This is a genomic window from Prosthecodimorpha staleyi, from assembly GCF_018729455.1.
GTDB lineage: Bacteria > Pseudomonadota > Alphaproteobacteria > Rhizobiales > Ancalomicrobiaceae > Prosthecodimorpha > Prosthecodimorpha staleyi.
In genome coordinates this window covers 189,096-212,390 of the sequence record NZ_JAHHZF010000007.1, presented here as the reverse complement: position 1 = coordinate 212,390, position 23,295 = coordinate 189,096, and the positions used below count along the sequence as shown (strand labels likewise).

Sequence of the window (23,295 nt, the reverse complement as noted above, 5' to 3'; positions counted from 1 at the left end):
GCGAGGCTGAAGGCCTGCGATCAGTAGCAGACCTTGACCTTGTAGGCGTGATGGCCGCGATACTTCACCTTCCAGCGGCAGCCGTAGTAGCCGTAATAGGCCGGATAGCCCCACGGACGGACGACGACCTTGCCGCCGTGCCAATGGCCGTGATGGCCATGCCACTTGTGGTGATGCTTCCAGCCGGCTTCAGCCGTGGAGGTCGTGGCCGGGACGGCCACGAGTGCAAGGCCGGCAGCAGCGGCAAGGCCGAGTACAAGCTTCTTCATCAGTTTGCTCCCTTCGCCATGGCGATCGGCTCAAGGTCCGATCACGCATTTAATGACGGGGAGAATAGTGCAGTCGCCTGAATTTGCCCTGATGGCATCGTTCATCTGGCGTTCATTTCATGGTGATTGACCCATATCGGGTTACCGGATTGCATAAATTGAGACAGAATCATGGCCTTTCGAATGAATACAAGTGAAATTGCGAATGTTGATCGTACGTATGTCTTGTCGCCTGTCGGGCCCGACTCCGAACCGGCGGCCATTCGGCCGGCCGGATCGGTATCGGGCGGACCGGGCTTGCGGATTACCAGCAGACGGTCTTGTTCTTCCAGACCGGGCCCCAGGGGGTGTAGACCAGCTTCGGCTTGCTGACGCAGCCGCCGCCATAGTAGCCGCCGTAGGCCGGGCCGTAGTAGCCGCCGTAATAGCCGCCGCCGTAGTAGCCACCACCGCCGACCTTGATGACGACCTTCGCCTCGGCGGCGGAGGTGGCGGCGACGGTGCCGGTGGCGAGGGCGGCGGTGGCGGCGAGGGCCATGAGGGTCTTGCGCAGCATGTTCGTTTCTCCCGTTTCGGTGGATCGTCTCTCGATCCCTGATGACGCGAGATTGCCTTCCGGCCCTTGAACCACCCGTGAGACCCCCGTTTAGAATCCGTACATTTTCGTGGCGGCGGATCACGACGCCGTGAGCCCTGAGGGGGCGTGGCGATCGCGGTCCCGGCGGCGAATCGCAGGTCGGGTTCCGTGCCGACGCCCGGCGGCGGCGCCTCGTGCATCATGCAGGCCGACGCGGCAGTGCATGGCGGCCTTGCATTCCGCTTAACGCCCGGCCGGGCTAAACCGGCCGTCGCCCCATCGCCGCTGCGGCTTCCGTCGCCGGCAACGGCCGCTCAACGATCCGGCTTGGTTAAAGGCCCCTTAACCGGTCCGACCTAGTCTTCCTCCTACAAGGGATTGCTAACGATGTCCGCCCCCGCCGCCACGACCGTCCATCCGACCGCGCCGCGCCCCGCCGAGACCGCGGGCGGCACCTTCGTGTCGCCGTTCCAGCGGTTGGCCACGCTGCTCGAAGGCCGCGCGCCGGGCCGGCCGCCGATCGTCATGGTGGTCGGCGAGCCGCGCCATCCGGTGCCGGATTTCGTCGGCCCCGCCCTGCAGCGCGAGATTGCCGGCTTCGGCCGCTATCCGGCCATCCGCGGCACCGATGCCTTCCGCGAGACCGTGGCCGGCTGGCTCGGCCGGCGCTACGGGCTCGACGGCCGGATCGATCCGGCGACCATGATCCTGCCGCTCAACGGCTCGCGCGAAGGCCTGTTCTTTGCGGCCCTCGAGGCGCGGATGAACTCGGCCAAGGCCGTCGCCAACCCGGCCATCCTGATCCCCAATCCCTTCTACCAGGCCTATGCGGCCGGCTGCGTCGCGGCGGGCTGCGAGCCAGTCATGGTGCCGGCCACCGCGGAGACCGGCTTCCTGCCCGATCCGGCGGCGCTTGATGCGGATTTGCTGGCCCGCACGGTAGCGATGTTCTTCGCCTCGCCGGCCAATCCGCAGGGGGCGGTCGTCTCGCTCGCCGGCTGGCTCGACCTGATCGCCCTTGCCCGCCGGCACGACTTCATGCTGCTCGCCGACGAGTGCTATTCGGAGATCTACCGTTCGACCCCGCCGGCCGGCGTGCTCGAGGCCGCGGCGACCACCGCCGAGGGCTTCGACCGGGTCGTCGCCTTCAACTCGCTCTCCAAGCGCTCCAACCTGCCCGGCCTGCGCTGCGGCTTCGCGGCCGGCGACCCGGCCTTCCTGACGCGCTGGACGCGCTTCCGCAACATGGCCGCCCCGCAGGTGCCCGAACCGGTCCAGGCGGTCGCGGTCGCGGCTTTCGGCGACGAGGCCCATGTCGAGGCCAACCGCCGCCTCTACAACGCCAAATACGCGGCGGCCGAGCGCATCCTCGGCCCGGTCTTCGGCCCGGTCACGCCGGAAGGCGGCTTCTTTCTGTGGCTGGACGTGACCGGCCTCGCCGAGGACGGTTTCGATGCCGGCGAGGCCGCCACCCTGCGGCTCTGGCGCGAGGGCGGCGTCCGGGTCGTGCCGGGCAGCTATCTCGCCGCACCGGGTCGGGACGGAACCAATCCCGGCGCCGATTTCCTGCGCGTCGCTCTGGTGGACGACCTGCCGGCCACCGAGGACGGGCTCAGCCGTATTGCCGACATTCTGCATCCGGCCCTGAGGGGCCGAACGAGGGCTTGAGACCATGCGGTCATCGCGTACCGAAGCCTCCCTGCCGATGGATACCGACCTGCGCCAGATCGTGACGCGCAATCTGGCCGGTCTCCTCGGCATCGGCGTGCTGGCCGTCACGGGTGCCGTGGCGGTGGCCCTGGCGAGCTGGTCGGTGACCGATCCGAGCTATTCCAACGCCACCCAGGCCGTGCCGCGCAATCTGCTCGGCCGACCGGGTGCGATCGTCGCCGATCTCGCCTTCCAACTGATCGGGCTCGCCGTCACGGTCGCGCTGCTGCCGGCTCTCGGGCTCGGCTGGCGACTGCTGTCGCGCGGCCATGCGGCGGTGACCCGCAACCGGGCGCTGGCTTGGCTTGGCGGCACGGTCCTGACCGCCGCCGCACTCGCCGGACTGCCGGTTTCGCAGAGCTGGCCGTTGCCGGTCGGGCTCGGCGGCGTCATCGGCGACATGATCATGAAGCTGCCGGTCTGGCTGACCGGGGCGACCGAACTCGGCCGTTTCATCGGCCTGGCGCTGTTCGGCCTCGGCGCCATCGTGCTCAACGCCCAAGCGATCGGCTGGGGTGGCCGGGAGCGCGCGCCCGTCCGGGCCGCCGCGGCACGGGGGCGGGCGCAGGACCAGACCTTCGACGACGAGGACGAGGACGACGCGCCGCGCTTCATGCCGCTCGCCATGCTGCACCATTGGGCGCTGGTCACCCGTGCCAACCTGCTGCGCATGGTCGGACGGCGCGGCGCCACGCTCGACAATCGCGGCTTCTCGCTCGCCCGCCTGTTCGGCCGGCGGCGCGCACCGGATCGCTATCCGGAGGACGATTTCGAGGACGACTACCGTCCAGCGCCGACCCGCAGCCACCAGCGCGTCGAGCCTGGTTTCCAGGCCGAGGCCCCCGTCTCCCGCGTCCGCGTCTCGACCCCGCGCGCGCCGGTCGAGCCGGAACCCTATTATGATGACGAGGATGAGGACGACCGGTTCGATCCGCGCGGCCGGGGCCCCGAGCCGATGCCGGCGGCCCGCGGCGTGCGCCGCGGCGACGACGGCCGGGTCGATGACGGCCGCGTCCCGGATCGGCGTCAGGCCGAGGGACGTGCGCTCGATCCGCGGGCTGCGGATCCGCGCGGCTTCGACGGGCGCGGCGGTCCGGAACCCCGGGGCGCCGAAGGCCGCGCCGGCCAGGGCCGTGCGCCCGAACCGCGCGGTTACGATCCCGACGACCGCGATGCCGACTATCGCGCCCATGTCGCCGACCGCCATGCCGACCGGCCGCCCTTCGATCTCGACGACGAGGAGGAGGCCTTCGACGACGAGCCGCTGCCGCCGCCCCCGCCGCCCGCACCGGTGCGGGTCGCAGCGCCGCCCTCGCGCGGGCCGGCCAGCCGGATCGGTGCGGCCGCCGAGCCGCGCGGCGGGCGCGAAGCCCCAGCCCGTGAAACCCAGGCCCGCGAGGCTCCGGCCCCCGAGCCCGCCCCCCGCGAAAAGGCCGCGCGCGAACCGGCCGAGCCGACCCGCGATCCGAACGAGCGGCGCGTCCCCGTCGGTCAGATGCACGGGCCGATGGCGCAGGTGAAGAAGCCGGCCCGCGAGGCCGAGGGCCGCGGCTTCCTGGGCTTCGGCGACGGCTACCAGTTCCCGCCGATCACGCTGCTCAGCGAGCCGCGCCGGCTCGGCCCGGCCGCCGAACTGTCGGAGGAGGTGCTGGAAGGCAATGCCGGCGTCCTGGAAGGCGTGCTCGACGATTTCGGCGTCAAGGGCGAGATCATCCATGTCCGCCCCGGCCCGGTCGTCACCATGTACGAGTTGGAGCCCGCCCCGGGCGTCAAGTCCTCGCGCGTGATCGGCCTCGCCGACGACATCGCCCGCTCGATGAGCGCGGTCTCGGCGCGCGTCGCGGTGGTGCCCGGCCGCAACGTGATCGGCATCGAGCTGCCGAACCAGCGCCGCGAGACCGTCTATCTGCGCGAGATGATCGCCTCGGAGAATTTCGAGACCACCAAGCACAAGCTGGCGCTCTGCCTCGGCAAGACGATCGGCGGCGAACCGGTCATCGCCGACCTGGCGCGCATGCCGCATCTGCTCGTCGCCGGTACCACCGGCTCGGGCAAGTCGGTCGCGATCAACACCATGATCCTGTCGCTGCTCTACCGGCTGAAGCCGGAGCAGTGCAAGCTGATCATGATCGACCCGAAGATGCTGGAACTGTCCGTCTATGACGGCATCCCGCACCTGCTGTCCCCGGTTGTCACCGATCCCAAGAAGGCCGTCATGGCGCTGAAGTGGACGGTGCGCGAGATGGAGGACCGTTATCGCAAGATGTCCAAGCTCGGGGTCCGCAACATCGACGGCTTCAACGCCCGTGTCGCGGAAGCCAAGGCACGCGGCGAGATCCTGACCCGCGAGGTGCAGACCGGCTTCCATCGCCAGACCGGCGAGCCGATCTACGAGCAGGAGCAGCTCGCACTCGATCCGCTGCCCTATATCGTGGTGGTGGTCGACGAGATGGCCGACCTGATGATCGTCGCCGGCAAGGAGATCGAGGGCGCCATCCAGCGCCTCGCCCAGATGGCCCGCGCCGCCGGCATCCACATCGTCATGGCCACGCAGCGGCCGTCGGTCGACGTGATCACCGGCACCATCAAGGCCAACTTCCCGACCCGCATCTCCTTCCAGGTCACCTCCAAGATCGACAGCCGCACCATTCTCGGCGAGCAGGGCGCCGAACAGCTGCTCGGCCAGGGCGACATGCTGTTCATGGAAGGCGGCGGCCGGATCAAGCGCGTGCATGGTCCCTTCGTGGCCGACGACGAGGTCGAGAAGGTCGTGCATCACCTGAAGCGCCAGGGCACGCCGCAATATCTCGACGCGATCACGGCCGGCGACGACGATGCCGAGGACGAGGAGGGCGGCGACGCCAGCGGGCTGGAGGAATCGGCCGATCTCTACGATCGTGCCGTGGCGGTGGTGATGAAGGACAAGAAGGCCTCCACCTCCTACGTGCAGCGCCGCCTCCAAATCGGCTACAATCGCGCCGCCTCGCTGATCGAACGCATGGAGAAGGAGGGCATCGTCGGTCCCGCCAACCATGCCGGCAAGCGTGAAATCCTGATCGGCAATGCCGACGACTGAGGCCCAGGCGGCGGCGATCTCAGCCCCCTCCCCGCCAGCACCGGCGCCGGGGCCGCGCGTAACGGCCGCAGTCTTGCCATGCCGCCCGGTTAGTCGAGTACCAGTGCCATCGTGATCAGCGTCGTCGTGACCAGCGTCTTCGTGAACTGACCGCCTCGGGCGAGGCGCACGGCCTTCCGTGCGACCACCCGGCGCCTATCGAGGGAACCCGATCCATGCGGAACATCCGCCCGTTTCTCGCCGCCGCAGCCGCCGGCCTCCTCCTTGGCGCCGGCACGCTCGCCGCCGTCGGCCAGCAGGCCAAGCCCGAGACGCCCTTCTCGATCTTCCCGTTCGGCAACTCGACGCCCGCCGTGCAGCCGGCCAAGCTCAATCAGGTGCAGAAGGACGCGGTCGGCCTGATCAACAAATACTTCAACAACGTCAAGACCATGGCCGGCGCCTTCGTGCAGTTCGGGCCGGACGGCCAGCGCACCGAAGGCCAGTTCTTCCTGTCCAAGCCGGGCAAGATCAAGTTCCTCTACGCCAAGCCGTCGACGCTGGAAGTCACCGCGGACGGCACCGACGTGGTCGTGTTCGACCGGAAGAACCAGACCAAGGATCTCTACCCGCTCGGCAAGACGCCGCTGCGCTTCCTGCTTTCCGAACAGCTCGACCTGACCTCGGAGGCGACCGTCACCAAGGTGTCGGTCGAGCCGGACCTGGTCTCGGTGGTGCTGGAGCAGTCGACCGTGTTCGGCGACGGCCGCCTGACCCTGGTGTTCGACCGCAAGTCGAGCGAACTGAAGCAGTGGACCGTGACCGACGCGCAGGGCTACGACACCGCGGTGGCGATCTACAACACGGTCGCCAACCAGCCTGTCGACGAGAAGCTGTTCAAGATCGACCGGACCCGCATCCTGCAGTGATGCCGACGGCCGCCTGACAGGACCGACGGCGGTCGGGACGCGGATGTCTCATGCCTCTGTCGCCCTTGAGAAATCCGCCTCGCTTCGACAGCCCGGTGCATCGGAACCCCGGGCTGTCGGCATGATCCGACCGCGGGCGGCGTCGGGCCTTCGCGGCCCCGTCACTGGAAGTTCCGCCCCTTGGGCATCACCTTGCGGGTCGCGTCGGCCAGCGCGGCGAAATCCTCCTTGAGCGCCGGCACCTCGGCGACCAGGCGCTGCAGGCGGCTGGCCGGCTTGATCTTCTCGCGCATGTCGGCCTGCGGCCGCTTGACCTCGTCGGCATTGGCGAGGGCTTCCAGGTCGCCGGCATCGGCCGACAGCAGGCCGAGCAGCGGGGTCAGGTCGACGAGCTTCTCGGCGACGACGTGGATGACGCCGGACTGGCTCTGCACCCGGCCGTCGACGGCGATCAGCCGGGCACCGAGCACGGTCGGCCGGTCGGTCTCGAAGACCTTCGGCCAGACGATCACGTTGGCGACGCCGGCCTCGTCCTCGAGCGTCATGAAGATCACCCCCTTGGCCGAGCCGGGCCGCTGGCGCACCAGGACCAACCCGGCGACGCGCAGCCGCGTGCCGTTGCGGGCGGCGTCGAGCCGGTCGGCGCGGGTGACGCGCAACGCGTCGAGCCGCTGGCGCAGGAAGCTCAGCGGATGGGCCTTCAGTGAGAGCGACAGGAAGCGGTAGTCGTTGACCACCTGCTCGCCGGGCGGCATCGGCGGCAGGGCGACATCCGGTTCGCGGTCGCGCGCCGGAGTCGCGACCGTATCGAACAGCGGCAGGCGGGCCGCCGCGCCGCCGGCCTGCAGGCCCCGGGCGGCCCAGAGCGCGACGCGCCGGTCGAGCCCGAGCGAGCGGAACGCATCGGCATCGGCCAGCCGCTCCAGGGCGGCGCGGTCGAGCCCTGTGCGCAGCCAGAGATCGCGCACCGAATCGTAGCCTCGGCCGCGCCGCGCGACCAGCCGGCGCATCTCGGCCTCGGCGAGGCCTTTCACCTGCCGGAACCCGAGCCGGATGGCATGGGTCGACCAGATATGGTCGACCATGGCGGCGTGGCGCGCGTGCAGCCGCTCGGCCGCGTGCGGCCCGCGTTCGAGCCTGTTGTCCCAGTCGGACAGGTTGACGTCGACCGGCCGCACCTCGACGCCATGCTCGCGCGCATCGCGCACGATCTGGGCCGGGGCATAGAAGCCCATCGGCTGGGCATTGAGCAGGGCCGCCGCGAAGGCATCCGGATAGTGGCATTTGAGCCAGGCCGAGGCATAGACGAGCAGCGCGAAGCTGGCCGCGTGGCTTTCGGGGAAGCCATATTCGCCGAAACCCTCGATCTGGCGGAAGCAGCGCTCGGCGAAGGCCCGGTCGTAGCCGCGGGCGGCCATGCCCTCGATCATCTTCTGCTGGAACGACCCAATCGTGCCGACCCGCCGGAAGGTCGCCATGGCGCGGCGCAGCTTGTCGGCCTCGGCGGGGGTGAAGCCGGCCGCCACGATGGCGATCTGCATCGCCTGCTCCTGGAACAGCGGCACGCCAAGCGTCTTGCCCAGCACCTTTTCGAGATCCTTAGACGGATAAGTAACCTGTTCCAGCTTCTGACGCCGGCGCAGATACGGATGCACCATGTCGCCCTGGATCGGGCCGGGCCGCACGATGGCAACCTCGATGACCAGATCGTAGAAGGTCGCGGGTTTCAGGCGCGGCAGCATGGTCATCTGCGCGCGGCTCTCGATCTGGAACACGCCGATCGTGTCGGCGCGCTGGATCATCGCATAGGTCTCAGGATCCTCGGCCGGAATGCCGGCGATGGTAAGCGGGCGGCCGTAGTGGCGGCGGACCAGCTCGAAGGCCTTGCCGATGCAGGTCAGCATGCCGAGCGCCAGGATGTCGATCTTGAGGATGCCGAGCGCATCGAGATCGTCCTTGTCCCACTCGATGACGGTGCGGTCCTCCATGGCGGCATTCTGGATCGGCACGACCTCGTCGAGCCGGCCGCGGGTGATGACGAAGCCGCCGACATGCTGCGACAGATGGCGCGGGAAGCCCGAGATCTCGGCCGTGATCGCGCGGATGTTGGCAATGGTGGTGTCGGCCGGATCGAGCCCGACGCGGGCGACCTCGCCGGCCTCGACCGGCTTCGAAGACCAGCCCCAGATGGTGCCGGCAAGCTTGTCGACGGCATCCTCGGACAGCCCGAAGGCCTTGCCGACCTCGCGCACGGCCGAGCGCGCCCGGTAGGAGATCACCGTGGCGGCGAGGCCGGCGCGCTCGCGGCCATATTTGGCATAGATGTACTGGATCACCTCCTCGCGCCGCTCATGCTCGAAATCCACGTCGATGTCGGGCGGCTCGCGCCGTTCCGGGCTGACGAAGCGCTCGAACAGCAGGTCGGCGCGGTCGGGATCGACCTCAGTGATGCCGAGACAGAAGCAGACCGCCGAATTGGCCGCCGAGCCGCGCCCCTGGGCGAGGATGCCGCGACTGCGGGCGAAGCGGACGATGTCGTGGACGGTGAGGAAATAGGGTGCGTAGCCGAGTTCGGCGATGATGCCGAATTCATGCGCGATGGCGCGGGCGACCTTCTCGGGAATGCCCTGCGGATAGCGCTGGGCGGCGCCCTCGCGGGTCAGCCGCACCAAGGCCGCCTGCGGGCTGGCATCGGCGCCGGTCGGCTCCTCCGGATACTCGTAGCGCAGTTCGCTCAAGGAGAAGCCCAGCTGCTCGAACACCGCGGCGCTCTCCGCCACCGCCTGCGGGCAGTCGCGGAACAGCCGCGCCATGGCGGCCGCATCCTTCAGGTGGCGCTCGGCATTGACGGCGAGGCGGCGGCCGGCCGTGGCCAGGTCGACATGCTCGCGGATGCAGGTGAGCACGTCGGCGAGCGGCCGGCGCTCCGGGACATGCTGGGTCACGTCGCCGATCGCCAGCAGCCGGATGCCGGCCTCCCGGCCGATCGCCATGGCGGCGGCCAGCCGGCGGCGGTCGCCAGCCCCGTATTGGAGCGCGATGGCGAGACGGACGTGCTCGCGGCCGAACGCCGCCCGCAGCGCATCGAGTGTGGCGGCCAGCGCGCGGCCCTCCGGCCCGGCCAGCCGGCGGCCGGCGACGGGAGCCAGGATCAGGCCTTCGCCCCAGCCGAGCAGATCGTCGAGGGTCAGATGGCACTGCCCCTTCGGCGCGCGCCGGTTGCCGAGGGTGAGCAGGCGGCAGAGCCGGCCATAGGCGGCCCGGTCGGTCGGCCAGGCCAGAATGTCGGGCGTCGCGGCCGACCGGTCGGGGACGGCCGGCCCTGCACTCCCGCGCCCGCCCCGTCCCGGCCGATCATCCCCGCCCGCCCTTCCCCCATCTGCCTGCCCCCCGTCGATCGGGCCCTCCCCGAAGACCAGCCGGCAGCCGACCCGGAACGGCCCGCCGGTTTCCTGGGCGGCCATATGGGCGCGCACCACGCCGGCGAGCGAATTGCGGTCGGCGACCGCGAAACCGGCGAGGCCGAGCGTCGCCGCCGCGACCGCCATCTCCTCCGGATGGCTGGCCCCGCGCAGGAAGGAGAAGTTGGTCGCGACCGCCAGCTCGGCATAGGCGGGCCCCGCCGGACCGGCCGACCTTGCCGGACCGGTTGGACTCGATCGCGTCGTCATGCGAACAGCCCCTGCAGATACCAGTGCGGCCGCGCCGTCTCGCGCTCGTAGAGACCCTCCCGGAAGACCCAGAAACGCCGGCCGGACCGGTCCTCGACGCGGAAATAGTCGCGCGTCAGCCCCGGCGTGCCGGGCGGCAAGGCTTCGGGTATGTTCATGAATTGTTCTTGGCTTCGGCCGTCCGGACCGTACGCCGCGGCGGCGACCGCGTCCTCCCGGCCGGGCCGTGGCGCGGGGCGATCGCGCGGAGGCGCATCCCCGCGCGGGACCGCGCGATCCACCGGACTGACCTCGCCACGGGGAACGGGTCGATCCACCGGGCCCGCATTGCCACGGGGAACGGGTCGATCGGTCGAACGGGGGTCGCCGCGGGGGACGAGCCGCTCGGCGGCATGGAGTTCGCCCGAGGTGCGCGACGGTACCCGCTGGCGCGGCCCCGCAGCCGGTGGAGTGGCAGGAGGGGCGGCACCGGACGGGTTCGTGGCGGTGGCCTGTCCCGGTGCGCCGAAGCCAAGCCGGGCGGCGCCCGACGGAGCGCCGGGACGGGTCTCCGCAGACGCGACGGCCGGGGCGGCGACGGCCTCCGGGGTGGCAACGGCTTGGCCGGCCGGCGCCTCGCCCGGGGCAGAGTCCGCCGACGCGAGCGGCAGGCGCCACCATTCGGCGGCGATGCGCTCGGGACCCTCGTAGCGGGCGATGTCGTAGGTGGCCCGGCGCCAGCGGAAGCGGATCGGCGGGCCTTCCGGCACGGCGGCGACCGCCTCGATCGGCTCCGGCCGTTCGAACAGGCGCAACGGCCGGTCTACCGCCTCGTCGGCTTCCGGGCGCGGCTCCGCCGTCCAGGCCGCATCGGCCTCCACGCCGATCGCCGCGGCCGGGACCAGGGCGGCGGCGGCCTCCGGAATATGGGTCTCCTCCGGCACGGCGCGACGCACCCGGCCGAGCCCGAGCCGGGCACCGAGCCGGTCGACCAGATGGGCGAGATCGGCCGAAGCCTCGGCACTGCCGGCAAGATCGATCTGCGCCGGATCGTCGCGGTCGGACGCCGTCACGGCAAGCCGCACGGTCTCGATGCCGAAGCCGAAATCGATCGTCTCGCCCATCCGCTTCAGCTTCTCGGCGAACAGGCCGAGCACCAGCGCGGGATCGCGCAGCGGCCGGCTCGCCCCGACGGTCAGCCGGGTGACCTGGCCGTCGACCCGGAACAGCGCCAGTTCCAGGACCCGCGCCCCCTCCTGGCGGGCCTCCAGGGGATCGGCCAGATGGCCGGCCAGCGAGCGGATCACCCGCGCCACGTCGTCGACGGCCAGGATCGGTTCGGCAAAGCGGCGCTCGGCGGTCAGCGCCGGCACCGGCCGGCGCGGCACGATCGGCTCGTCGGCACGGCCGAAGGCCTGGTCGAAGCGGCGCACCAGATCGATCCCGAAGCGGCGGGCGAGCGGCGCGCGCGGCAGCTCGGCGACCGCCCCGACGGTCTTCAACCCGAGCCGGTCGAGCGCCGCCACGGTGACGGCCGGCAGGCGCAGGGCGGCGAGCGGCAGGGGCGCCAGCGCCGCCGCTTCCGTGCCGGGCGCCAGGATGCGGATGCGCGCGCCGCCGAAGCGTGCCGCCGCCCAGGCCGCCCCCGCATGGTCCGCGATGCCGATGCGGACGGCGAAGCCCTGCGCGGCGAGCCTCGACGCCAGATCGGCCGCCAGCGCCGCCTCCCCGCCGAACAGATGGGCCGAACCGCCGATCTCCAGGAAGAGCCCGTCCGGACCGGCCATCCCGAAGGCGACCGGATCGAGCGCGACGAGCGGGGTGTAGCGGTCGCACCAGTCGGCGATCCGCTCCAGAAGGGCCTGGTCGCCTGGCGGGTCGGCCTCGGCGACCATCAGATCCGGTACCATCGCGCGGGCATCGGCCAGCCCGAGGCCGGCGGCGAGCCCGCGCGCCTCGGCGACCTCGTCGACGGCGACAAGCCGCAGCGCGCTGCCCTGCCGGCCGACCACCGCCACCGGCGGACGGGCCGGATCGGGCCGCGCCGCGCGCGCCGCCGGGGCCGGCGGCGTCCAGGTCGCCTGGCCGATCCGGCGGGCGAGCCGCGTCGCCCCGGAGGCGACCGCATCGGCGGTCTCGATCAGGTGCCCCTCCTCCTGGCGGCGGTCGCCCGTCATCCCGGCGGCCGAGCCGCCACCAGCAACCGGGCCGAGAGCGGCCGGAATGGCCGGCTCAAGAGGCGCGGCCGAACGCCACGACCTGCCCCGTTCGGCGCGGATCAGCCGGTCGGTCGGCAGCCGGGTCAGGACGAGCGACAGGATGCGGCGCGGGACGGGCGAAGCGGCGGTCATGATGGTCCCATTCCAGTTCGAAGCGGCCGAGATGGCCTTCGCGATTCTTGGTCAGGTCGAGGCGCCAGACCGGCCGCCCGACGCCTTCGGCGAAGCCGCCGAGCGTGCCGGCCGGACCGCTCGCGACCGTCCAGCGGGTCGCGGCCGCGCTCGCTTCCGCGGCCGCGTCGACGCGCAGGATCAGGCCGAGCACCGGCCGGTCGCGCGCCCTCAAGGCCAGGCGGCGCGTCGCGGTCAGGTCGAGCGCGCGCGGATTGCCGCGGATCTCGCCGAGGACGGCCGCGATCCCGCGCGTCGCCAGCGCCTCCTCCAGCACCCAGAGCACGTCGGCCGGATCGGCCGCATCGACGAACAGCACCCGGCCCGGATCGAGCCCGAGCGCATGCAGCCCCGGCGCATAGAGCCGCCCGCCCTCGCGCGGGCTCTGCCGGTCGGCCGCCCAGACCACCATGCCGGCCCGGAACGCCGCCTGCCGGGCCGCCAGCGCCGCCGCGAAGCCGGCCAGCGCCCCGGTCTCGCGCGTCTCCTCGGCGGTCAGCTCATGCAAGACCCCGAGCGGCAGCCCGCCGGCCCGGAACAGGCCGTCGAGCCCCGGCACCCCGAAAGGCAGCGCCAGCCGCGCGGCCGCGCTTCCGGCCGGGGGAGACTGGTGTGGCCCCGGCGCCGGCAACCGCCCCCCCGCTGGCCGCATCGCCCCTTCGGCAGCATCGCCGCCCGGCCCGGCGTCTGCCGCCCCGAGCCCGGACCACTTCGGCCCGGTCCCTGATCCGACAGCCGGCCCGATCGGCGGTGACCCCGCCTGCACGGGCCCTCCCCCACCGGCCCCACGCCCGGCCTGAGCGGGCCCGGATGCCGACCCGAACGGCAGCTGCGGCGCCCCCGCCCGTACGCGTTCCTCCGGCCCGGACTGCGCCTGCGGCGACCCGGACTTCGCAGGATCCAGCCGCATGGCCGCCTCCGGCCGTCCCTCCAGGGCGGCGATCCGGCGGCGCAGATCGGCAAGGTCGGGCCGGGCCGGGAACGCGGGTTCCATGGCGGAAAGATCCTGTTCGGCTGTTATGTTCTCTATATGTTCCTATGGATTCCAGAGCCGGACCGGAGAGTCAAGGCCGCTTGGACTCGGCCGTCTGCCGGACCCCGAGGTCCCGCCCTGCCCTCTCGATCCCGTATCCAGCCGAGCCTCCCGGCCCCTTCCCCTTCGCCCCTCCGGGGAGACGGGGACCGCGGGCCGGATGCGGGGATGGATTTGGAAACCATTGACAGATCAGCGGTTTGAGATCTGACTGGGACGGAATTCAGGCTCCGGCCGCGGCATCCAGGCCCCCTCATCCGCCCTTCGGGCACCTTCTCCCCCCTTTGGGGGGCGAAGGGGAAGGAGTCGCGGTATCGGGGGGTAAGGGGCCGGCTTTTCTAGATTTGAGATGGCAGTGTGGGACCCACCGGAGGGCCTTCAGCGGCGCGCGGCGCGGGCGGCGCGGGCGATTTGGAGGAAGGTGTCGGACAGGGCGGCGCTGCCGAGGCCCGGGGGTTTTAGGCGGGATTGCAGCATGGCCTGGTCGAGCAGCCCGAGGGCGCGGTCGATGCGCGGCTGGGTCCAGATACCGAGCTGTCGGATGGTCGCCGGGCGGCGCTTGAAGAAGATCGGCGGGCGCTGGCCTTCCACGACACTCTCGGTCCGCTGACCGGCATCGACCTCGGCGCGCATGCGGCTGAGCGCGTGGAAATGGCGGATCACCATCAGCCCGGCGACATGGGCGGGCGTGCCGGATTTCTCCAGCTTCCACTGCACCATGTCGGCCGTGTCGAGATCGCCGCCGGCGACCGCATCGACCAACTCGTCGACCGCGAAGGCCGAGGCGTCGCCGACGATCGCCGCCACGTCGTCGAGCGTGACCCGGCCGCGGCCATGGGCATAGAGGCAAAGCTTGGCGACCTCGCCGCGCGAGGCCATCCGGTCGGCGCCGAGCTGGGCTTCGAGCGCGTCGCGGGCGTCCGGGTCGATGGTCAGACCGGCGCGCTTCAGCTCCTCCTCGATCAGCCGCTCCAGGGCCTGGGCATCGTCGGCGCGGCATTCGATCGCCACTGCGCGCGGATGCTCCTCGAACAGCTTGCGCAGCCCGGTGCCCTTCTTGATGTCGCCGGCCTCGACCACCACCAGCGACGGCAGGTCGGTCGCCTCGAACAGCGGCTCCAGCGCGCCGGCGACGTTGGCACGGCCGGGCTCGCGCAGCCAGACCACGCGCCGGCCGCCGAACATGGGCAGCGTGAAGGCCTCGTCGGCGAGCCGCGCCGCATCGTCGACGAGATCGGATCCGGACAGCTTGACGAGCAGGAAGGGATCGTCGACCCCGCCGGTGGCGGCCTTGACCAGCGCCCGGCCGCGCTCGGCGACGAGCCCGTCATCGGTGCCGAAGATCAGCACCAGGGCGGCGCTGGACGGCGCCTTGCGCAGGAAGAGATCGATCTCGGAGGCGGATTTGAGGGCGACCATACCGGGCCGCCCGATCAGCCGTGGGTCGCGAAATAGGCCGCGATCTTGGTGCGGATGTCGACCGCGATCTGGTTGGCGGCGCGGTTCTCGGCATCGCGCTGGGCGCGCACATTGGCGAAGCGCTGCTGCGAGAAGTCGTAGGAGACGTTGGCGAAGCTGGTGCCGGTCAGGATGGTCTTGTCGCTCGCCATGTCGACCAGCACGAAGCTGGCATTGAGCTGCACCAGATAGGCCGAGGGCGTCGTCTCCAGCCGCTCGATGCCGAGCGGCAGGGAGGAATCGGTGATGCGCAGGTTGAGCCGGTAGGCCGGCTTCTCCGGCTCGCCGCCGCCGTAGAAGGCGAAGATCAGCTCGTTTCGGACGCGTTGGCTGACCCGGCTGTCGGCCAGCGCGAGGTCAATATGGGTCATCTTGGCCGCCGGACCGCCGGTGCCGTCGAGCGAACCATAGAGCGGCCGCACGTTGGAACAGGCGGCCAGCAGCGGCACAGCGGCGCCGAGCCCCAGAAGGCCCAGCGCCCGCGTCAGCACGCGGCGACGGTCGATCGGATCACGCAACGACATTCACGATCCTTTGCGGCACGACGATCACCTTGCGCGGCGCCTTGCCGTCGAGCGCCTTGACGACCGCCTCGAGCGCGAGCGTCGCCGCGGTCACCTCAGCCTCGCTCGCATCACGGCCGATCGTCAACTCCGCACGCTTCTTACCATTGATCTGGATCGGCAGCACGATGGTGTCGTCCACAATCAGCGCGCGGTCGGCGACCGGCCAGTCGGAGGTCGCGAGCAGGCCGTCGCGCCCCATGACCTGCCAGCATTCCTCGGCCAGATGCGGCATCATCGGCGCAATGATGCGCACCAGGATGTCGAAGGCCTCGTGCAGCGCCGCCGCGAGGCCCGCATCCGCCGCCGCGCCCTCGGCCGCCCTGGCATCCAGGACCGCCTTCTGCAGCGTGTTGGCCAGTTCGTAGATGCGTGCCACGGCGCGGTTGAAGGCGAGCTTCTCGATGTCGTCCTCGACTGCCGCCAGCACCTTGTGGGCCGCCTTGCGCAACGCCGTCGCCGCCGCCGAGATCTCGGCCGGACGCGCCGGCGCCGGGCCGGAGACGAAGGGCAGCGCGTCGCCGACCATGCGCCAGATGCGCTGGACGAAGCGATGCGCGCCTTCCGCACCGGCCTCGGTCCAGATCACGTCGCGCTCCGGCGGGCTGTCGGAAAGCATGAACCAGCGCGCCGTATCGGCGCCCCAGCCGCCGATGATCTCGGTCGGGTCGACGGTGTTCTTCTTCGACTTCGACATCTTCTCGATGCCGCCGATCTCGACCGTCGCGCCGCCATCTTTCATCCTGGCGGTGCGCTTGCCGTCGAGCTCGGTGATCTCGATCTCGGCCGGCGAGACCCAGCCGTCCGGACCCTTGTAGGTCTCGTGCACCACCATGCCCTGCGTGAACAGGCCCGCGAAGGGCTCGTCCAGGCCGGCATGGCCGGTCGCCTTCATGGCGCGGGTGAAGAAGCGCGAGTAGAGCAGGTGCAGGATCGCGTGCTCGATGCCGCCGATATACTGGTCGACCGGCAGCCAGGCATCGACCGCCGAACGGGTGGTCGGCGCCGTCTCGTTCCACGGATCGGTGAAGCGCGCGAAATACCAGGACGAATCCACGAAGGTATCCATGGTGTCGGTCTCGCGCCGCGCCGGCCGGCCGCAGGACGGACAGCCGACATGCTTCCAGGTCGGATGATGATCGAGCGGGTTGCCGGGCCGGTCGAAGGTGGCGTCGTCGGGCAGTTTCACGGGCAGCTCGGCCGCCGGCACCGGCACCACCCCGCAGGCCTCGCAATGGACCATCGGGATCGGGCAGCCCCAGTAGCGCTGGCGCGAGATCAGCCAGTCGCGCAGGCGGAAATTCACCTGCCTCGTGCCCTGCGGGGCGCCGTCGACCTCCGTCGTCTCCAGCCGGCCGGCGACCGCGTCCTTGGCGGCCTCGATCGACATCCCGTCCAGGAAGCCGGAATTGTAGAGCGTGCCCTCCCCGTCATAGGCGATGTCGCCGACCGTGAAGACGGCCGGATCGGCACCCGGCGGCAGCACCACGGGCGTGACCGACAGGCCGTATTTGCGGGCAAAGTCGAGGTCGCGCTGGTCGTGCGCCGGACAGCCGAAGATGGCGCCGGTGCCGTAGTCCATCAGGATGAAGTTGGCGACGAAGACCTTCAGCTCGACGCCGGGCAGGAAGGGATGCTTCACGCGCAGACCGGTGTCGTAGCCCTCCTTCTCGGCCGTCTCCAGCACCGCCACGGAGGTGCCCATCTGGCGGCACTTCTCCTGGAAGGCGGCCAGATCCGGATCCGCCGCCCCACAGGCCCGCGCAACCGGATGATCCGGCGCGATCGCCATGAAGGAGGCGCCGAACAGGGTGTCGGGCCGGGTGGTGAAGATCTCCAGCGTGCGGTCGCCGTTCGGCGCCGGGGCGGCGAATTCGAAGCGGACGCGCGCGCCCTCCGACTTGCCGATCCAGTTGCGCTGCATCAGCCGCACCTTGTCGGGCCAGCGATCGAGCCCGTCCAGGGCCGACAGCAGCTCCTCCGAATAGGCGGTGATGCGGAAGTTCCACTGCTCCAGTTCGCGCTGCTCAACCAGCGCGCCCGAGCGCCAGCCGCGCCCGTCGACGACCTGCTCGTTGGCCAGCACGGTCATGTCGACCGGGTCCCAGTTGACCTTCGACTTGCGCCGATAGACCAGCCCGGCCTCGAAGAAGTCGATGAACATCTTCTGCTGGTGACGGTAGTATTCCGGCGAGCAGGTCGCGATCTCGCGCGCCCAGTCGAGCGACAGGCCCATCGACTTCAGCTGCGCCCGCATGGTGGCGATATTCTCGTAGGTCCACTTGGCCGGATGGACCTTGTTCTGCATGGCCGCATTCTCGGCCGGCAGGCCAAAGGCGTCCCAGCCCATCGGATGCAGCACGTTGAAGCCGCGGGCGCGCTTGTAGCGCGCGACCACGTCGCCCATCGTGTAGTTGCGCACGTGACCCATGTGGATGCGTCCCGACGGATAGGGGAACATCTCAAGCACGTAGTAGCGCGGCCGCGGGTCCTCGTTGCGGGTGCGGAACACCTCGGCGGCGTCCCACGCCTTCTGCCATTTCGGTTCCGCTTCGCGGGGATTGTAGCGCTCGCTGGCCATGGGTTTTTCGAAGTCCTGGACGCCTGGGGCCCGCGCGGGGACGGCGCGGGATCAAGTCGAGAGACCCCGCGCGACGCGCGCGCGAGGGGGGAGGCGCGACCTTCACCAGAAAGACCCGGTGAGGTCAACACCGAGAACGTCGCGTCGCGCCCGCGCTTCTGCTATGCCGGGCCGAATTCCTGCCATCGACCGCCGAGGACTGGATGAGCGCCGCCGACCGTCTCGCCGAAATCCGCCATCGCATCCGCCGGGCCGAACGCGCCACCGGCCGGCCGGAAGGCGCGGTGACGCTGGTCGCCGTCTCCAAAACCTTCCCGGCCGAGGAGATCGCCCCGGTGATCGCCGCCGGTCAGCGCGTCTTCGGCGAGAACCGCGTCCAGGAGGCCAAGGCGAAATGGCCGGGGCTCAAGGCGGCGACGCCGGACCTCGAGCTGCATCTGATCGGCCCGCTGCAGTCCAACAAGGCACGCGAGGCGGTCGAGCTGTTCGACGTGATCCACACCGTCGACCGCGACCGCATCGCCGAGGCGCTGGCCGCCGAGATGCGCCGGCAGGGGCGCACGCCGAAACTGCTCGTCCAGGTCAATACCGGCCTCGAGCCGCAGAAGGCCGGCATCGACCCGCGCGAGACCGCCGCCTTTGTCGAGCGCTGCAGCAGCCAGCACGGCCTGGCGATCGCCGGCCTGATGTGCATCCCCCCGGCGGAGGATGCGCCCGGCCCGCATTTCGCGCTGCTCGCCAAGCTCGGGCAAGAGATGGGGCTGCCGCTCCTGTCGATGGGCATGTCGTCCGATTTCGAGACCGCCATCGGCCTCGGCGCGACCCATGTCCGCGTCGGCAGCGCCATCTTCGGCCACCGCGACTATGGCGAGACTCCTGAGACAACGACCGCCTGAGCGGGAAACTCTTTCGTTTCGGATCAGCAACGATCGACCGCGTAGGAAGGCCCTGGACGGCGTCTTGAGGGTCGGTCCGACCAGAATACCGGCCACCCGAAACGCCCGTCCAGGACTCCCGCAGAGGCCCTGCCGCAGCCGGGGTCCGGAACACCGGACCGAACCATCCCGAAATCACCGGCACCTGCATCTGCACGGAGCGGACCGGGATCGCCTCGGCAACCGCGGCCTGAGAACTGACGCCCCGACCGAAATCCGCCAAGTCAGCGCCCGGGGCATCGCGATCGCGAGCCCCGCCCCGAGCGCCCGCCCGCGCGCTACCCCGCCACGCTCTCCTCGATCGCCTCCATGTCGTCGTCGGAGAGGCCGAAGTGATGGCCGATCTCGTGGATCAGCACATGCGCGACGATATGCCCGAGCGTCTCGTCGTGCTCGGCCCAATAGTCGAGGATCGGGCGGCGGTAGAGCCAGACCTGGTTCGGCAGCTGGCCGGTGAAGGGCGTCGACGATCCTTGCGCGAGGCCGACGCCCTGGAACAGGCCGAGCAGGTCGAAGGGCGATTCCAGATCGAGCGCGTCGAGCGCCTCGTCGTCGGGAAAATCGGCGATGCGGATCAGGATGTCGCCGGTCAGGTCGCGGAACTCGGCCGGCAGGCCGTCATAGGCCTGGCGTGCGAGCACCTCGAAATCCTCCAGCGACGGCGCCGTCCGCTGCAGCCATTCGGAAAGGCTCATCGGCGCCTCAACTCGATGATGTCGAACAGGGATTCCAATCTCGGCGCCGGCAGTTCCAGCCGCAGCCGGGTCGCCGAGACCCGCACCAGCACGCCGACCTCGTCGCGATCCGGATCGGTTCCGTAGGGCTTCGGCCCCTTCTCGTAGCCGTACCAGGACGAGCCGGCATAGCCGAGCCGGTTCCGATCGAACGGGTAGAGCGTCCCCGAGGTCCGCTGCGACCCGGTGGTCTTCTCGAATTTGAGCCCGCCGCCCGGCAGCGCCGTGATGCGGCATTCGAAATCCGGATAGATGACGAGCGGCAACAGATCGCCCTGGGCGCCGATCTTGGCGGTCCGGCAGCGCCAACGCCCCGGCAAGGTCTCGATCCCGATCGGCCCCGCATCGCCCTCCAGCACCTTGGCGAGAACCGCACGATCGGCTGCCTCGCCACGCTCGGCATCCCGGATCGCCTCCGCGCGTACCGCGTCGAAGCGGTCGAGCCTCGCGCGATCGGCCTCGGTCAGCTGCGCCGGAAAGCCGTCATAGGCGAGCGCGGAAGCCCATGGCAGGAGCGCGAACAGGCTGGCAATGACAAGACGGCGCATGGTTCTCCCCGTCGAAAAGATCACGACATCACATAGGTACGGACGAGGTGAATGAGAAGCACCACGAAGGCCACGACCGCAAGGCCGCGCCCGATCCGCCGGCCCCAGACCTCGACGCGGTCTTCGGCGGGTGCGTCGGATCCGGCGAAATGGCCCTTCAGCCGATCCGCCGCCGCCCCGATGGCGCTCTCACCGACGGTCTCAGTTTCACGTGAGACACGCTTCAGGGCCGCCTCGGCCTCGCGTCGGCGCCTGGCTTCCTCTTGTTGGCGATGATCCATCGGCCTCCCCTTCGCGTCCGAGCCAGCCGGCTCCCGCGGGATATCCCGCCCCACCCTGCCCGATCGTCCGGTGAGATCAAGGGGGCCTCGGAGCCGATGCGACGACCCTGTCGCTCCGCCCAGGCCATGGCGCCCTGGCCGACGCCGGCCCGCGGCGCCGATAGACGCCGGGCCGGATCAGCCGTTCTTCAGCCGCCGGCAGACTTCGTCGAGCTGCTCGAGCGAGCGATACTTGATCTTCAGCGAGCCCGTGCCGTTGTCCTTGTGGTCGATCGCCACCGGCACGCCGAGCAGATCCGTCAGGGTCTTTTCCAGCATCAGGGTGTCAGGATCCTTGCCCGGCTTCAGGCCCTTCTGCTCGGGAGCCTCGGGCAGCTTGGGCGACTGGGCGAGTGCCTCGGCGTCGCGCACGGTCAGGCCCTTGGCGACGATCCGATCGGCCAGCCCGGCCGGGTCTTCGGCGCTCACCAGCGCGCGCGCATGACCGGCGGTGAGACGCCCCTCGCGCAGGTGATCCTTGACCGATTCCGGCAGCTTCAGGAGCCGCAGGGTGTTGGCGACATGGCTGCGGCTCTTGCCGATCACCTGGCCGAGATCCTGCTGCGTATAGCCGAATTCGGCGATCAGCTGCTCGTAGCCGAAGGCCTCCTCAATGGCATTCAGGTCGGCGCGTTGGACGTTCTCGATGATGGCGAGTTCGAGCGCCTCCTTGTCGGTGACGTCCTGAACGATCACCGGCACTTCGTGCAGGCCGGCCTTCTGCGCCGCCCGCCAGCGCCGCTCGCCGGCGATGATCTCGAAGGCATTGGCCTGCGCCTTGACCGGGCGCACCAGGATCGGCTGGACGATACCCTTCTCCCGGACCGAGACGGCGAGATCGGCCAGTTCGGCCTCGGCGAAGGAACGGCGCGGGTTGCGCGGGTTGGGGCGCACGAACTCGATCGGCACTCGCCGCGAACCGCTGCGCTCGACCGGCGCCGCATCCGGCTCCGCGATGTCGCCCAACAGGGCCGCGAGGCCACGCCCGAGCCGCCGCTTTTCTTCCGCCATGGTCCGTCTCCGCAGCCCGGTTCGAATTCCGCCGTCAGGCCGCTTCGGCGCGCAGGCGCCGTTCGCGCTGGATGATCTCGGAGGCCAGCCGCAGATAGGCCTGGCTGCCGGTGCATTTGAGGTCGTAGAGCAGCGCCGGCTTGCCGTAGGACGGCGCCTCGGAGACGCGCACATTGCGCGGGATCACCGTCTCGTAGACCGTCTCGCCCATATGCTGGCGCACGTCGGCGACGACCTGGCCGGAGAGATTGTTGCGCGCATCGAACATGGTCAGCACGATGCCGTGGATGGTCAGCTCCGGATTGAGCGAGGTCTTGACCTGCTCGACCGTGCTCAAGAGCTGCGACAGGCCTTCCAGCGCGAAGAACTCGCACTGCAGCGGCACCAGCACCGAATGCGAGGCCGACATGGCGTTGATGGTCAGAAGGTTCAGCGAGGGCGGGCAATCGACCAGCACGTAGCTGAACTGCGGCACGGCCTCGACCGAGGCCGCGTAGCGGGCGATGGCCTCGCGCAGGCGGAAGGCGCGGTTGGACGAGGCGGCGATTTCCAGCTCGACGCCGAGCAGGTCGAGCGTCGAGGGCGCCACCCAGAGCCGCGGCACGGCCGTCTCGACGACCACGTCGCCAAGCCCGGCCTCCCCGACCAGCACGTCATAGGTCGAGCGCTTGCGGCTGCGCCGGTCGATGCCGAGACCGGTCGACGCGTTGCCCTGCGGATCGAGATCGACGATCAGCACATTCTCGCCGATCGCCGCCAGGGCGGTGCCGAGATTGATCGCGGTCGTCGTCTTGCCGACGCCGCCCTTCTGGTTGGCGAGCGCGAGGACGCGGGGAGATTTCGTCAACATGGTCATCGGCCAGCTCCCGAGAGAGGCTTCGGCGACATCCCGCTGATCAGGATGAGTCGTCCCGCCGGATCGATCCGACTGGGCCGTTCTACCACGTCCAGATCCCAAGATTGAGTAGCGTCGGCCAGCTCGGACGCAAAATCTTGTCCCTTGTGGAAAAGCGCACGCACGCCGGGCCGCATCAGCGGGTGGACCATCCGGCACAGATCGACGAGCGGGGCGAGCGCCCGGGCGGAGAGCCCTTCCACGGCCCCGGCGAGGCTCGGCAGGACCGTTTCGATGCGGTCGGCATGAACGGTCGCGGGCGCGCCGGTCTCCCGCGCCACGGTGCGCAGGAAGGCCGCCTTGCCCTTGTTGCTCTCGACCAGATGAACGACTGCCCCCGGCCGCCCCGCCAGACAGATCGCCGTGACGAGGCCCGGGAAGCCGGCGCCCGAGCCGATATCGGCCCAGCGCAGCACGTCGGGCAGCGTCGCATGGACCTGCAGCGAATCCGCCACGTGGCGGGACCAGACCTTCGGCAGGGTCGCCGGGGCGACCAGGTTCTGGCTCTTCTGCCATTTCGTCAGCAGGGCGACGTAGACCGCCAGCCGCTCGCGTGTTTCACGGGAAACAGGCATCACGGCGTCCAGCGCCGCATCCGTCTCCGGCAGGGTCGGGCTCATTTCGCGTCCGAATCGGT

18 protein-coding genes are annotated in these 23,295 nt (G+C 70.4%); 4 read left to right on the top strand and 14 right to left on the bottom strand.

Annotation, left to right across the window (positions count from 1 at the left end; translation table 11 throughout):
* Positions 1-20 precede the first annotated feature (20 nt).
* The gene (locus KL771_RS15535) at positions 21-269 is read right to left on the bottom strand and encodes a hypothetical protein (protein WP_261969456.1); all 249 of its coding nucleotides are present in this window, start codon (positions 267-269) and stop codon (positions 21-23) included.
* Positions 270-573: 304 nt separating this feature from the next.
* Entirely contained in the window at positions 574-825 is a 252-nt protein-coding gene (locus KL771_RS15530) for a sulfur globule protein precursor (protein ID WP_261969455.1), read from the bottom strand.
* A 408-nt stretch (positions 826-1,233) separates the two neighbouring features.
* On the opposite strand from KL771_RS15530, the gene KL771_RS15525 reads away from it, so the two are divergent.
* The 3 genes from KL771_RS15525 (at position 1,234) to KL771_RS15515 (ending at position 6,540) form a co-directional block, all read left to right on the top strand.
* The gene (locus tag KL771_RS15525) at positions 1,234-2,514 is read left to right on the top strand and encodes an aminotransferase class I/II-fold pyridoxal phosphate-dependent enzyme (RefSeq protein ID WP_261969454.1); all 1,281 of its coding nucleotides are present in this window, start codon (positions 1,234-1,236) and stop codon (positions 2,512-2,514) included.
* Between the two features lie 4 nt (positions 2,515-2,518).
* Positions 2,519-5,632, top strand: coding sequence for a DNA translocase FtsK (locus tag KL771_RS15520; protein ID WP_261969453.1), 3,114 nt, complete (start codon positions 2,519-2,521; stop codon positions 5,630-5,632).
* A 215-nt stretch (positions 5,633-5,847) separates the two neighbouring features.
* The gene (locus tag KL771_RS15515; RefSeq protein WP_140941242.1) at positions 5,848-6,540 is read left to right on the top strand and encodes an outer-membrane lipoprotein carrier protein LolA; all 693 of its coding nucleotides are present in this window, start codon (positions 5,848-5,850) and stop codon (positions 6,538-6,540) included.
* A gap of 161 nt (positions 6,541-6,701) precedes the next feature.
* Here KL771_RS15515 and KL771_RS15510 read toward each other — a convergent pair whose 3' ends face one another.
* From KL771_RS15510 to leuS, 6 genes are all read right to left on the bottom strand, one after another.
* The gene (locus tag KL771_RS15510; RefSeq protein ID WP_261969452.1) at positions 6,702-10,211 is read right to left on the bottom strand and encodes an error-prone DNA polymerase; all 3,510 of its coding nucleotides are present in this window, start codon (positions 10,209-10,211) and stop codon (positions 6,702-6,704) included.
* Positions 10,208-12,541 (bottom strand): Y-family DNA polymerase, encoded by a 2,334-nt coding sequence (locus KL771_RS28365; protein WP_390866909.1) that lies wholly within the window; start codon positions 12,539-12,541, stop codon positions 10,208-10,210. The genes KL771_RS15510 and KL771_RS28365 overlap by 4 nt, the downstream gene beginning before the upstream one ends.
* Positions 12,423-13,211, bottom strand: a complete 789-nt coding sequence (locus KL771_RS15500) for an ImuA family protein (RefSeq protein ID WP_261969451.1) — start codon at positions 13,209-13,211, stop codon at positions 12,423-12,425. The genes KL771_RS28365 and KL771_RS15500 overlap by 119 nt, the downstream gene beginning before the upstream one ends.
* A gap of 780 nt (positions 13,212-13,991) precedes the next feature.
* Complete coding sequence (gene holA / locus KL771_RS15495; protein WP_261969450.1) at positions 13,992-15,032, bottom strand: DNA polymerase III subunit delta; 1,041 nt, start codon at positions 15,030-15,032, stop codon at positions 13,992-13,994.
* Between the two features lie 14 nt (positions 15,033-15,046).
* Positions 15,047-15,595 (bottom strand): LPS assembly lipoprotein LptE, encoded by a 549-nt coding sequence (gene lptE / locus KL771_RS15490; RefSeq protein WP_261969449.1) that lies wholly within the window; start codon positions 15,593-15,595, stop codon positions 15,047-15,049.
* Positions 15,582-18,215: a leucine--tRNA ligase gene (leuS, locus tag KL771_RS15485; protein WP_261969448.1), complete on the bottom strand. Its 2,634-nt coding sequence runs from the start codon at positions 18,213-18,215 to the stop codon at positions 15,582-15,584. Before leuS ends, lptE begins: the two co-directional genes overlap by 14 nt.
* A gap of 203 nt (positions 18,216-18,418) precedes the next feature.
* Between leuS and KL771_RS15480 the strand changes: the two genes are divergently transcribed.
* On the top strand, positions 18,419-19,111 hold the full coding sequence (locus KL771_RS15480; protein ID WP_261969447.1) for a YggS family pyridoxal phosphate-dependent enzyme: 693 nt from the start codon (positions 18,419-18,421) through the stop codon (positions 19,109-19,111).
* Between the two features lie 317 nt (positions 19,112-19,428).
* On the opposite strand, the gene KL771_RS15475 is transcribed toward KL771_RS15480, so the two are convergent.
* From KL771_RS15475 to rsmG, 6 genes are all read right to left on the bottom strand, one after another.
* The gene (locus tag KL771_RS15475) at positions 19,429-19,845 is read right to left on the bottom strand and encodes a metallopeptidase family protein (protein ID WP_261969446.1); all 417 of its coding nucleotides are present in this window, start codon (positions 19,843-19,845) and stop codon (positions 19,429-19,431) included.
* Positions 19,842-20,432, bottom strand: a complete 591-nt coding sequence (locus KL771_RS15470) for a DUF4893 domain-containing protein (protein ID WP_261969445.1) — start codon at positions 20,430-20,432, stop codon at positions 19,842-19,844. Before KL771_RS15470 ends, KL771_RS15475 begins: the two co-directional genes overlap by 4 nt.
* A 20-nt stretch (positions 20,433-20,452) precedes the next feature.
* On the bottom strand, positions 20,453-20,713 hold the full coding sequence (locus KL771_RS15465; RefSeq protein WP_261969444.1) for a hypothetical protein: 261 nt from the start codon (positions 20,711-20,713) through the stop codon (positions 20,453-20,455).
* Between the two features lie 177 nt (positions 20,714-20,890).
* Entirely contained in the window at positions 20,891-21,763 is an 873-nt protein-coding gene (locus tag KL771_RS15460; RefSeq protein WP_261969443.1) for a ParB/RepB/Spo0J family partition protein, read from the bottom strand.
* A gap of 34 nt (positions 21,764-21,797) precedes the next feature.
* Complete coding sequence (locus KL771_RS15455; RefSeq protein WP_261969442.1) at positions 21,798-22,619, bottom strand: ParA family protein; 822 nt, start codon at positions 22,617-22,619, stop codon at positions 21,798-21,800.
* Positions 22,616-23,278: a 16S rRNA (guanine(527)-N(7))-methyltransferase RsmG gene (gene rsmG / locus KL771_RS15450; protein ID WP_261969441.1), complete on the bottom strand. Its 663-nt coding sequence runs from the start codon at positions 23,276-23,278 to the stop codon at positions 22,616-22,618. Before rsmG ends, KL771_RS15455 begins: the two co-directional genes overlap by 4 nt.
* Between the last annotated feature and the right edge of the window lie 17 nt (positions 23,279-23,295).